Source organism: Mycoplasmopsis columbina (assembly GCF_900660685.1).
Classification (GTDB): Bacteria; Bacillota_I; Bacilli_A; order Mycoplasmatales; family Metamycoplasmataceae; genus Mycoplasmopsis; species Mycoplasmopsis columbina.
This window is the reverse complement of the sequence record NZ_LR215041.1, coordinates 297,496-310,694: the sequence shown is the minus strand read 5'-3', so window position 1 is coordinate 310,694 and position 13,199 is coordinate 297,496. Positions and strand designations below refer to the sequence as shown.

Genomic DNA, 13,199 nt, shown 5'->3' with positions numbered 1-13,199 from the left:
AATTAAGCAGAAATTGGCAAATAAAAAAGAAGAAGTTAAAAGTTTCTTTCTAATATAAAAGAAAAATGGCACTAAACCATTTTTCGATTTCAATAATTTTTAGAAGTATTCAAATTCTAATTTTTTCCTTTGCTATGTGTGAAAGCAACATCCATAGTTTTATTTTTATCCAATGGAGAATTTTGAACTAAATATCATTTAAAAATTCCGTCTTTTTTTGCTTTATATTTAATAAATTCAATGTTATTTATTTTTGATGATGAAGAATATACTACATTACCATTATTATCTTTTAAAACTAGATTTAAATCTGAATCATTTATTCCAATTGTTTCATAACCACCATATGTTGGAGTATATTCTCCTGTTCATGGATCTTCAATAGCTCCATACATCAAGGTTAAATTATCATACTCAATTTCTGGAACTCATCTTGAATAAGAACTATAATTTCAAGCTAACGTCCCTCTTAAAATATCATCTTTTTTGGCACTAACTTCTCCTAGAAAAATTTCTTGTCCATTTTTTTCTAAATATGCTGTTTTTCTAGTTTTTGTAGCTTTTTTACCGTAAAGTTGAATGTATTTAAGAGATTTGAATGACTGATCTAATTTATCGAAATCAAATGTTCCTGCTCCATTTTCTGTCAAATTATGATCATTGGTAAAATCAGGAGTTCCAGAATATTTTCATAGAGAAGAATCATAAGTTGAAGAACTAAAAGCAGATAGAGCTATTATATTATTAAATCCATAGTCATAATAATCATTGTATTTATACATTGTATTTGCTATCATTCCAGAAATAAAAGGCGTTGAATAACTAGTTCCACTTTCTGGTAATTTTTTTAAAAAAATATTATAGTCTTCACCATTCGCAAGAAGAGTTACATCTCTTTCATTATTTTTGCTTCCATAAGTTGAAAAGGATGATCTCGTTCCAATTGAACTATTAGATCCAACAACAAAAATATTTTTGGCAAGTGAATCATTTGATAAATATCTAATAGATTCTTGTCCTTCGTTTCCTGCGCTTTTAACAAAAATTGTTTCTGGATTATTTTTTGCAACTGTATCTAGGTACAAACTATCTGATTGATAAACCAATATAGGATCATCTAATTTATCTGTTTCTGTCCCGAATGACATATTTATTATATTGACTTTGGCAGTTTTAATTAAATAGTCTAATTCATTTTGCATATCGCTACCATAATAAAGAACTCCTTCAAGTTCAATATTGGGATTGATTCCATCAAGTCCAGCAATAATTGATGCTACTGCTGTTGAATGTTCACCAATAGTTGGGTATCTTAATGATGAAGTTATCGTTTCGCGATTATGAATTTTAATATCATAAATATCTTTATCAAATAAATATTTATTCTTCGTATCAATCAAGCCATCTAATCTTTTTTTAGCTGAAGTCCCAACTTCTAAAACCCCAACTTTAATTCTTTTTTTAGTTTTTAAAATTTGTTCGCTAGATTCTTCTATAAGTTTTGTCCTTTCATCTTTATCAAAATTATTTGATGCAAAATTTCTCGCATATCTTGTATTTACTACTCTTTCCGGAATTTTTGCTTTTTTAGGTGAAGATGGTTGAGATCCTCCTCTGCCATCTGGAGCAAGATAATCATGATATGTTTTTAAAAAATATTTATTGCTTTCTATTAAAACTTTTTTAACAAAAATAAATTTAATTAGCTCATTTTTGTTTAATATTTTTATTTTATTGACAAGATCAGAATATTTAGTATTTTCATTTTTGGGAATAACAAAAATAAAATTTGTCAAGTCATCTAATTTAATGAAAAAATCTTTTGAATTAAATAATTTTTTTAGATTATTAAAAATCTTTAATCTGTTTATTTGATTGATTGAATTATTTAATGTTGAATCAAATTCATGTGGTACGATCTCAATACGAAAAGCATTGTTTAAATTCGTAGATGATTCAAAGCCCATTGGTTCATTATTTGATTTTGAAATTATTCTATTATTTGTTCTATCTTCGAAAAAAACTTTCAAGTTCTGATTATCATTATCTTTTTTATTTATAGAAACAGTTACAGCAATTCCTGAAATTAATGTTGCTGGTAAAAATGCTCCTAATGTAAAAACTTTCTTAAATTTCATTTTAAACCTCTCAAAATATTATTAACTATATACTTTAATTTTAATTCGAGGTTACTTAACTTTTAAAGTTTAAATTTTTTATAAAATAAAAAAATATGAAAATTTTCATGTTTTTGTTTTTAAAAAATAAAAAAGAAAAATGGCACAAAAACCATTTTTCGATTTTAATAATTATTGAAAGTCTTTTTCAACACCAATTGTTCCTAAAGTATCTGAGTGAACTTTTGCTAATGAAGCAGTTGATTTTTCAAAAGCAGCTAATTCTTCAGCACTAAAGTTAGGTTTAACTGGTAAGTATTCATAACCATTTTCACCAACAATTACAGGGATTGATGTATAGATTCCAGCGTTTTTGTAACCTTGTGGTAATTTAACACCAACATTCATTACACTACGTTTGTTATTTAAAACAGCGTCTGTAATTTCGTAAATTGAGGTACCAATACCAAATTGTGTGTTTCCTTTACGTGAGTAAATGTAGAAACCTTCTTTAACAGTTTTAACAAGAATTTCATCAAGCTCTTCTTTTTTAAGAACACCAGCATTAATTAAATCTTGAATGTTTGAATCTCCAACTTTAAGCATTGAGTAAACAGCCATTGCGCTAGCACCGTGTTCTGCTAAAATTGATCCTTGAACTGAATCGGCATTAATATTTAATTTTTCAGCAATGAATTTTTTAAATCTTGCTGAATCTAATAATGTACCTGTTGAAATAACTTTTTCAGCAGGAATTCCTGAAGCATATGGGAAAACAGAAGCCATAACATCACATGGGTTAGCAGCAACAACTACTACACCTTTGAAGTCATTTTTCACTAATTCATCACCAAATGTTTTCATTAATTTAGCATTTGCACCAGCTAAAGCTAAACGATCTGTTAATTTGTCTGCAGGAACTGAAATTGAAGCAGCAACAACAGCAATGTCTGCTCCTTTTGCATCTGCAAAAGTACCTTGTCTAAATGTTGAGTTGTTTCTTGGCATTAAAGCTACCATATCTTGGAAATCGTGAGCGTGTGCTTCACAAAGCGCTTCATTTTTATCAATAAAAACGAATTCAGCTTGTAGGCCACGTGCTACAGCAATATTAACAAATGTTGTACCAACATTTCCCATTCCAATAACAATAATTTTTTTCATAATGGAATCCTTCTTTTTTTAATTTAATTTCATGAATTTATGTTTTAAATAGTTTTTTTATAGAAAAAGGTCAAGAAAATGACCTTTATTTAATTTTTAAGCATGTTTGATAAAAAGAGCATTGTATACAGCATCAAATGAAAGTTTTGAAATAAGTACTCAAATTGGCATTGCAATTAAAGCTCCAATGGTTGAAAGAGCTGAAACTTGTGATGTAAATGCTGTTCATTTGTGGTTGTAAGCAACTGAGTAAATAACACAAACTGTTGCAGGAGGTGTTGCTGAAAGAAGAACAATTAATACAGGTGCTGAGTTAGCATTAAGTAAAATAAGTTCATCGTTTGCACCTTGTCCTTTGAATGCACCAGCAGCAACAAGGCCTAATGTTATAAGGAATACAATTAATGGAAGAACCACTAATTTGTTAATTATTCATACTCAAACTGATAGATCTTTAGCAGCAGATTTAAGACTAGCTGTTGCTAAAGAACCACCAATAATAATTCAAGCAAATGGTGATACAACACTAACAGCAGTAGTAATTGGTCTAGCTAATGAAGTTAAGTGAATTAAGAATCCACCTCAGAATTGAGTGTAATTAGTAGCAATAAATTTGAAAGTATAGTCATTGAAAACAATGGTTGCATCTTTTCCTTTATTTACAAGTCCTTGAAAATCAGCAGCTGAAAGACGTCATTCACTTGCGTAAGGAGAAACAACAACTCTAAGTTGTTGAATTGTATTTTGTCCATCAATTACAACAGTTTTTTGACCAACATAAGCTCCTGGTTTAATGTATCAAACATCTAGTCCAGGAATTCATTGTAATGCTCAGATGAATAATGATAAGAATAGAAGAATCATTGTAGGACTCATAACTTGTTTTACTAAAGGTTTAATTTTGTCTTTAGTAATTTTCTGTCCTGAGTAAACGACTAATACGTATGAAAAGGCACCAATCATAAATGGAATATTTCATACTTGAAGAAGAGCATTTGCGAAAGAATTAAAGATAACTCCTTGCATACCTTGAACAAGAGGTACAGCAAAAAATTGTAATGAACCATATGATAACATTAAAAATGAGGTAGCTAATTTAGCTTGATAGTCTCTAATGTATGCTTCTTTATATTTAAGTAAAGAAATACCTGCATTTTCTTCTGTTTTTGTATAAAGTTTTTCCGCTTTTTTAGTAATTATTTTTGGAATTAAACGTGGGTAGTATTTAACAACAATAGTTGTAATTACTGCAAATACCAAGTAGAATCCAATACTTAATCCTAAAACAATACCAATATTAGCAGCATCGGCTTTACTTGTGTTAGCCATGAATGCTCATAAGGTAAGGAAAGGAAGAAGGAATGTAATTGTAAATTTAGCAATCTTTGCATTAATTTCTTTACTAAAGACTTTCATCTTTGTAGCAAAGAAACCTAAAAGTACGAAGGTCAATGTTGCTAAAACAGCTCCCCACATACCCTGATTACTAATTAATTGACCAAATTGCATAATAAAATCCTTTTAATATTTTCTATTTGTAATTAAATTAATTGAACCAATAATTTAGTATCTAAAATGGTTACAAAATCCTATATTTTTAACCATAATAATTATACTAGAAGATGACTTTTTGGGCTTTAAATAGCCTAAAAAGGGATTTAATTAAGAAACAAAAATTAAAAAGTTAATTTTTTGGCTTTTTTTGATTAAAAAAATAACTTTTTATTATTTTAGTTTTTTAAAATCTCATAATTAAAAAATTAATATAATAGCATTATGCACAGAAATGAGAAAAGAGATAATCAAGAATTAACAGAAATTTATGACAAAGTTGTTGAAGTTAAGAGAGCAAAAATTAAGCAATCGCTTCTGCGTTTTGGCACATTCTATAGAGTTAAAACTATTAAATGACAAATAATTTTTACAATTATTATTGCAATTCTTTTTGGTCTTCTTCAATACATGTTAGTTCAAATTACTGGACTTTATGAAATGGGAGTAGCGGCTATTAGTCAATCAATTGCTCGTTTAGCTTACAATCTTTTAGAACACTATACATATCGATTTGAAGTTTACAATGTTATTTTCTGGATGTTAAACTTAGTTGCTAACATTCCACTTTTTATTCTTTCCTATAAAAAAATAGGTAAAAGATTTACATTACTTAATGCTATTTTTATGATTACAGTATCGGTAAGTGGATTAATTATAAGTGATTTAATCAAAGACTCTTCACATCTATATATTTTTGGTACTCTTGATGAATATGAATTAGTTAAATGAACTAGTTCAAAATTATCTGACTTTTCAATTATTTTCTATGCCTTACTTTGAGGCGGATTACAAGCTATTTTTGTGGCCATTCTTTTAATCATTGATAGCTCATCTGGTGGCTTTGACATTTTAAGCGTTTATTTATCACACAAAAAATATAAAGACGTTGGTGGACTTTTAATGATGTTGCATCTTTTTTCTTTCTTATTTAGCTATTTTATAGGTAGTTACTTAACAAATGGTTTAGAAAATCATGAATGAAATTTACAAGTTTTATTTGGTCCTTCATTTGTAGCTGGTTTATTAATGATTTTCTTTAATGGTTGAATTTTAAACATTTTATTTCCTAAATTTAAAATGGTTAAAGTGGAAGTTATTTCTAATAAATCTTGGGAGATTATAGATCAACTAAACAAGCTAAAAGATTGAAAATTTTCAACAAGTGTAAGAGAAGTTACGGGTGGATATAAAAAAGAAAAACAAAATGTTTTAACAACTATCTGTCTTTACATTGATGCTGCTAAATTTTTGGAAGTAGCTAGAAATATAGATCAAAATGCTTTTATTACAATTACTGATTTGAAAAAAGTTGATGGATATTTATACGTTACTCATGCTCAATACCGTAGAGTATTTAAAAAGAAAAAGAAATAAAAAAGTGCCTAAAAGCACTTTAAATTATTGGGATAAGTAAAAAAGAAGTATGTTTTTATTTGTATGACAAAGTTATAGCATAAAAAAATAAAGAGAAAAAAATTTTTACTTTTTTTATTCTAAATTTATAAAGCTTCTTTTTATTTTTTAAATGATTAAAAAAACAGTATCTTTGTTTGATTTATTTTAATAATTCATCATTTAAAATAAGTATCTTTTGATTAAATAAGAAATTGAAAATTAAGAATAATTTTATAGATATTAAATTAAATATGGTATTTGATTTTTTAATAATTTTTTTACAGTGATGAAAAATAAAATGTTCTGTGTATGAAGAAATTTTATTTAATTCATTATTTTTATTTCAAATATTATTCATTTTACTTAGAAAATTAATTAACTGTTTAACAATATTTCTTTTAATTAGTATTTTAATTTTTTTATCTTTATTAATTTGACTAATTAAACTATTAAATAGACTTAAAAAGTATTTTTAGTTTTAAATTTTAATGCATTAATAAATAGTGTTAATCATCTAACTTTAATTTTTTTATGCACATAATCTTTTAATTTGACTATTTTATTGCTTTTTATATGGATTGGTATTTTAAATAATCAATTTAAATATTTGAAAAGATGAAATTTATCTAAAACAAAATCTAATTTTAACTGTTTACTTAATCTTTCAATTCATTTAGCTCCATCACCTTTTAAAGTGTAATTAACATCATTATGTAAATATTTTTTAATAGTTTGATAAGTTAAATGTAATAATTCTCTTTTCTTAGTTTCACTTACATTTCAAAAAATAAGAAAAGAAAAATTCTTGTTTTTACTATTCTGAAAGCCATTATGAAAAACAATTTGTCTTATTCCAATTTTTTTAGTTTCTTTATTTTGCTGAATGTTAATAAAAGTATCATCTATTTCAATTTGATTTAAACTTTTGTCATTAAATAAATTATTGTTTTGATTAAAGTTCATCTGTCAATTAACTAACTTATTTTTAATTTTAAATTTCCTTAATCAACTATAAATAAGCTGTTTATAAATTTTAACATTTGCTAAATGCACAATTGTTTTATTTTTTAAATAGTTAGTTAAAACAAAATTAATTAACTCCATATCATATGAACTAGTTTTTAGTTGCTGAAAAATTTCATCATGTTGATATGCAATACGTTTTAATTTTTGTTTATTATCATAATATTCATAATAAGTTTGATTTAGATAAAAAGTTCCATAAAGAGTAATTCACTTTCTTTTTACTCTACGAAAAATTTTTCACTTTGGTTTTTCTTTAAATCTTAAAATAGTTCTAAAAAGTTATTCTTTAGCATTTATAGTTACAACTTTGGCTTCAATTAAAGCTTTCATATTCTCTTTTGCTTCTATTAAATTCATCATTTTTCCTTTTTAAACTTGTTTATACTGTTTTTAGTTTAAAACGAATTTAACAAAAATCAAAATACTTTTTTTACTTTTAGTAAAAATTTTTAAATATGCTTTAAAAAATAAAAAAGTCTTCAAACTAAAGGAGCGACCTTTTTGATCAGTTTAAAGACTTTAACACCGACGAGGCCTTATATAAATATAAGGAGCTTTACTCACATCCTGTGTGACTCGAGGTTCTACATTAGAATTTTAACATATATTTAATCTAATCCTATTATTTTTTTAAATTTTTCTTTTGATTTTTTATTTATATTATTTGAAAAAAAATTGTATTACATTTATCAGAAATTAATTCTCGTAATGTTTTATTATTACTATTTTTTTTGTTAATAATCAATAATTCAAAAACACTTATCAAATCCATTAGTTTGATAGGTTTTTTTACACTTTTAACTTTATTAACATGCAATAATTGATTTAGAATTTTTTTCTTATTTTGAATTTTGATATCATATATTCTATTATTGTGCGCAATTCTATTTCTTATATCTTTTAAAACACCAATAAGTTCTTCCAATGTATTAATATCAATTCTTTTATTTTCATTTTTTTCGAATATATTCTTTAAAACTTCTTTTTTATATTCATCCTTTAAGGCAGAATAAAATTTAAAAACTGTTCCAAAACTTCAAAACATTATTAAAGATCATAGTGGAATAATATTTTTGTTGTCCTTATACTTTTCTATCAGTCTATTATTTTGTATATTTTCTTTAAATGGGCTATTCATACTTTCAAACAATTTATTAATTTCATTTTTGTTTAAATTATTTTTAAATAATTCATTTGCTACTTCATTTTTGTCAATTTCAAATAAGCGACAATTTTTAATTGTTTTGTGTTTTGAAGTGGTTCCAATAGCAAGAACAATAGAAGTTTTTAAAATTCTTTCAAAATTCAAAATATTAGAAAATAAATAATTAGAAACACTTCTATCAAAATTAAAAATTTCAATTATTCCAGACGATTTAGAATTTTCATAATCCACAATTGATGTGTTTTCATCTCTAATTTTTTTTATTTTATTTTTTACAAATATTTTATTGTAACCTTTAACAAAATCTTGATAATTGTATAGTCGTAAATATCATTTAAATCTATATTCGTCGTTTTTGTTTTCGCTGTTTTCACTAGTAAAAATTAAATTTCTAGATTTTAAAAGTTCTATTTGTTGAGATATTGTTAAAAATTTTTTAATATTTAGATTTTTTTTAGATTTCATATTATTTACTTTATATATTTTTTTATTAAATTTATTAGAAATAAATTGAAATTTTAAAAAGATGGCTTTTAAACCATCTTTTGTTTTTTATCTAAATTTACTTTTTAATACTTCAAAAATTTTATCATCTAAAATTTCTAAGTCTTTTAAAGTGACTTTAAATTTGAAATTAATGCTCTGTGGTGAGGATGCTACTAATTTCTTAATATTATTTTCATCTAATTTAATAAAGTGTGATTTTGCCCTTAATTCTTTTGAATCATTATTATAGAAAATATCACTTTTTTCAAAATGCGATAGTAAATTTGATTATTACTTAAGGTCAAAAGAAAAAGATAATCAAAGTTATATCAGATGTTTATACCGCCAAATTGAAAGTTCTTTTCACTGTTAATTTTGACTGTTTTAACTTCAATTTTTAAGTTGTTAATGATTAAATCATAATCACTATGAATTGTTTGAGTTAGATAGTTTTTATCTTCAAAGCCTGTTTCTTTAAAAAGTCGCTTAACAAAGTCTTCACCAATTTGTTCATGTAATTAGATACTAGAAACTTTAGCTATCAGAAAGCATTACTTTTGTCTCTTTCATCTTTAATTAAGTTATATTTGTTAATTACTAACTCTTGCATTTTATCTTTACTTTTTTTCATATTATTCTAAGCCTTTACTTTAGATTTAAATTTCTTCTAATAAATAATAAAGCCTACAATACCAAAAGTAAGAATTCCTGCTAAAACTGAAATTACAATTATAAAAGCATCTCTTTCTTTAGATCTTTTTTACCTCTTCTTCACTACTTGGCAAATTATCAATTACTTCTTGTTGGTTATTGTTAGTAATTAAAACTTCTTCCTAATTTTTGAAATATTAGTTACAAGATGAATAAAAAGCGTTTTAGACTTATTTACTGCATTTTTAAATGAAATAGTTCTAACTAAATTTTCAATTTCACTCTCTTTTAAAAGATAGTGTTTATTTAGTTCTAAACTATAGTTGTTTTTAATATTAGTGACAATATCATTAATAATTGCTAATTTTAATTTAGCATAATCATTTTCATCATAAACTAATTCAAAATAAATATCTTTTAAGTCAATTTGACTTATTTCTCCAATTATTTTACCTGTATATTTAACATTAAAGCTAGTACTGTTTTTAATGTTAGTTCCACTTTGACTTTTTAAGTTAAATTTAGCTTCTTTAAAATAGTATAAAAGTGTAATAGTGTTTTCTAAACTATTTCAATCTAAGGTTTGCTTTTCTTTAATTTTCATTACTATAGCAAACTTATTTCTGTAATAATAAACAATCTACTTTTTATTTCTTTTTAAAAAGTAAAATTACTTTAAATTGGTTCTTTCATTATTACCTTATTGTGAAATAAAATTTGCTCTAGAAATTTAATTAATAGTATTGATTGTAGAGATTATTAAAGTTTTTCATTAAATATCTGTATGTTGTATATTTAACTTCACCTTTAACTTTCTTAACTTCTCTTTGAATAGTAAAAAGTTTACTGAAAGCTGAATTTAGAATTTTTGCTAATTTTTTAGTATAGTCATAAGCTTTAAAACGAGTTAATTTTAAATACTTATTTGATACTGAAATAGTTTTATTAGTCAAATCTTTTACTTTGCTTTTTTTAGTTTTAAGAGCTAAAGTAACAGCATTTTTAACAAATTCTAATCCATATAAAAAGAACATATTTCAATAGAAAGTGCTTTTAAGATAAAAGAATTTTTTAACTTTTTCTTGATAAACTTGATTAACTGAATTTAATACATCTTCACCTAAAATTCCTGCCACATCAGCATTGAAATTTTTTGGTCTTAATAAGTGTTTACTAGTTAATTTAAGTGCATTTCCATTATCTAATTCAATTACAAAATTCAGTTTTTTAAGTGTAGCTAAAGCATCATAAAAAGATGATTTTTTTATGCCTGTTTCTAAAATGATTTTCTTACTTACTGCTTCTTTATCAGCTTTTAAAGCTCTTAAAATAGCAAATAAATAAACAACTAAAGGTTTATTTTTAATATGTTCAAAAGTAGCTTCACTAATTTTAAGTTTAACTTTTCTTATTTCTGCTAAAAGAGTACTATTAAAAACTCTATATTTCTTAGCAAAATATAGACTATTAAAATGTTCTCAGTTTAAATCTTGATTAGATTTAACTTCAGTATTTATTCTTTCATAAGCTAAACTTTTCAATTGTGCTCCTATTTGTAATTGATATACAAATAGCAACACACCTGTTTTTTACTCATCAAAGAGATTATTCATAGAAACAAAAGTAAATTTCTTTTTCTTCAAAAAAATCAGCTATTGTTTCTTTAAATTTTTTTCTATTTTTAAAACTACATTCTGACAAATCTAAAACTATTAATCATTTGCTTTCTTTGTCAAAAATATTTGATTTTTTATCATATTTTATTTTTTCAAAAAAATCTTTTTTTCTAAATTTATTAATCTTTTTTTCTAGTAATATCAAAAGCCTATTTTTAGAAAACACAAAAACAATAATTAAAAAAATTAATACAAGCTGAAAAAATGATCCAAAAATTATTCTAAAATTTTTTCCTTGTTATACCGAAAATAAAAGGAAAACAAAACTAGAAATAAACAATATAGCAAAAAATACAATCATAGAAAAATTAATTCAATTTCAATTACCATAAAAACTTCAAGATTTTTCAATTTTATTTTTAAAAAAACTATAGTAATTAGAACTCTCTATTTTTCCAAAATTATTTTTTATTTTTATAGAAATATGTCTATAAAAATCAATTTTTTGGCCTTTAAAAATTTGGAATTTGCGATTTTTATAATTTATTTTATCTTTAATATTATTAGGTTTTATAGGATTATTAATTTCAAAAGAGTAAAAAATTTCTTTTGCTTCACAAATTTCTCGAAACTCTTTTTTAATTCTTTTCTTTTCTTCCATATTTTTTATATTTGATAAATCAATAAATAAATATTTATTTTTAAAAAATGGAAAGTAATTTTTTCATTCTTTATACTTTAACTTATCAATTAAATCAAAATTATGTCTAGATCATTTTAACGATTTAAAGTATAAAACTAAACTTATTAATATTTGTAAAACAATTGAAATATATGCGAAAGTTTCTGCAAAAACAAAAGCATTAAAATTACTATTTTTATAACCGTTAACAGTTATTCAAAAAAATCATATTAATAAACCGAGAAATATAACGATGAATATTGAAAAAAAATAATAAATTTTTATATTAAAACCTTTTCATTTTGATAAAAAATAATTAAGAATATCAAAAGCACTTTTTCCTCTTATTTGATATTCCTTAACTTTTATAGGTTCCATAGAATGTTTTTTTGGATTGTATTCTTCATTTTGTCATTCCTTTTTCATTTCATCTCCTTTTTGCTTAATATTTTTTAAAAAAGTTATTAAAAAAAGCCCAAAAAATGGACTTTTGATTTTTTAGTTTAAAGTTAAGTTTACTCTGTCTCTTTGTTGTGAAGCAGCTTGAAATAAAGGCATTGAAGTATAACCTTTTTTAGCAGCTACATAGTTTCTTGGGAAAGTTGAAATTGCAGTGTTAAATTCATTTACATAAGTGTTGTAAAGTCTTCTTGCAGCAGCAATTTCGCTTTCCATGTAAACTGTTTGTTGCATTAAATCAGCAACAATTCTATCTGATTTTAACTCAGGGTAGTTTTCTTGCACTACCAATAATCTACTTAAAACACTATTCATTCCTTGTTCAACTTGAGCACGTGCTTCACCAGCTTGCGCAGCTGTTAAGGCACCACTATTTAATTGACCAACAGTAGCACGTAATCTTGTTACTTGTTCTAAAACTTCTCTTTCTTGTTTTAATTGAGATTTAGCAGCTTCAACTAATGATGAAATCATGTCAAAACGTTTTGCTAATTGTGTATCAACTGTTGAGGCAGCATTGTTAACGTCATTTTGTAATTGATTAAATCTATTAACTGTTACAAAAACAAAGTGGTAAAGTCAAAAAATTCCTAATGTAATTACTGAAAAAACAATAAACATTACTTTTTGCGCTGTTGAAATATCAGCTTGACGAGTAGCGTTACTTGCAACAGGGTTAAAACCTTGAGCACCTGAATCTCCAACGTTATTGTTTGGATTAAGCATATTTGCCATTTTATTTATCTCCTAGTCATTGTTCAAAATTCAATTTATATTAATGATTATTAATATAATAGAATTTTACTATTATTTCTTTTTTGGTTTTAAAAATTTTTTGGTTTTAAAAATATAAAAAAATGCGAAATGTCGCATTTCATTTATTT

Annotated in this window: 11 protein-coding genes; 1 reads left to right on the top strand and 10 read right to left on the bottom strand. The window is 24.4% G+C overall.

Going from position 1 to position 13,199, the window contains the following annotated elements:
* Positions 1-116 precede the first annotated feature (116 nt).
* The 3 genes from EXC37_RS01530 to EXC37_RS01520 all read right to left on the bottom strand — a co-directional run bounded on the left by EXC37_RS01530 (position 117) and on the right by EXC37_RS01520 (position 4,790).
* Positions 117-2,138, bottom strand: coding sequence for a S8 family serine peptidase (locus EXC37_RS01530; protein ID WP_029892138.1), 2,022 nt, complete (start codon positions 2,136-2,138; stop codon positions 117-119).
* Between the two features lie 171 nt (positions 2,139-2,309).
* Complete coding sequence (locus tag EXC37_RS01525; protein WP_029892137.1) at positions 2,310-3,281, bottom strand: lactate/malate family dehydrogenase; 972 nt, start codon at positions 3,279-3,281, stop codon at positions 2,310-2,312.
* 96 nt (positions 3,282-3,377) lie between these two features.
* The gene (locus tag EXC37_RS01520; RefSeq protein ID WP_029892136.1) at positions 3,378-4,790 is read right to left on the bottom strand and encodes an AEC family transporter; all 1,413 of its coding nucleotides are present in this window, start codon (positions 4,788-4,790) and stop codon (positions 3,378-3,380) included.
* Between the two features lie 267 nt (positions 4,791-5,057).
* On the opposite strand from EXC37_RS01520, the gene EXC37_RS01515 reads away from it, so the two are divergent.
* Positions 5,058-6,209 carry a YitT family protein gene (locus EXC37_RS01515; protein ID WP_029892135.1) on the top strand — a complete coding sequence of 384 codons (1,152 nt, stop codon included), beginning with the start codon at positions 5,058-5,060 and terminating at the stop codon, positions 6,207-6,209.
* A 480-nt stretch (positions 6,210-6,689) separates the two neighbouring features.
* Here the strand turns inward: EXC37_RS01515 and EXC37_RS01510 are convergent, their stop codons facing one another.
* The 7 genes from EXC37_RS01510 to EXC37_RS01480 all read right to left on the bottom strand — a co-directional run bounded on the left by EXC37_RS01510 (position 6,690) and on the right by EXC37_RS01480 (position 13,050).
* On the bottom strand, positions 6,690-7,334 hold the full coding sequence (locus tag EXC37_RS01510) for a UPF0236 family transposase-like protein (protein WP_029892133.1): 645 nt from the start codon (positions 7,332-7,334) through the stop codon (positions 6,690-6,692).
* A 577-nt stretch (positions 7,335-7,911) separates the two neighbouring features.
* Entirely contained in the window at positions 7,912-8,886 is a 975-nt protein-coding gene (locus tag EXC37_RS01505; protein ID WP_029892132.1) for an Abi family protein, read from the bottom strand.
* An 841-nt stretch (positions 8,887-9,727) separates the two neighbouring features.
* Positions 9,728-10,162: a hypothetical protein gene (locus EXC37_RS01500; protein WP_029892130.1), complete on the bottom strand. Its 435-nt coding sequence runs from the start codon at positions 10,160-10,162 to the stop codon at positions 9,728-9,730.
* 130 nt (positions 10,163-10,292) lie between these two features.
* Positions 10,293-11,138, bottom strand: coding sequence for an MAGa4850 family ICE element protein (locus tag EXC37_RS01495; RefSeq protein ID WP_129693832.1), 846 nt, complete (start codon positions 11,136-11,138; stop codon positions 10,293-10,295).
* 25 nt (positions 11,139-11,163) lie between these two features.
* Entirely contained in the window at positions 11,164-11,379 is a 216-nt protein-coding gene (locus EXC37_RS01490) for a hypothetical protein (protein WP_029892128.1), read from the bottom strand.
* A 93-nt stretch (positions 11,380-11,472) separates the two neighbouring features.
* Entirely contained in the window at positions 11,473-12,282 is an 810-nt protein-coding gene (locus tag EXC37_RS01485) for a Rossmann-fold NAD(P)-binding domain-containing protein (RefSeq protein ID WP_029892127.1), read from the bottom strand.
* 72 nt (positions 12,283-12,354) lie between these two features.
* Positions 12,355-13,050: a LemA family protein gene (locus EXC37_RS01480; protein WP_051660727.1), complete on the bottom strand. Its 696-nt coding sequence runs from the start codon at positions 13,048-13,050 to the stop codon at positions 12,355-12,357.
* Positions 13,051-13,199: the final 149 nt, after the last annotated feature.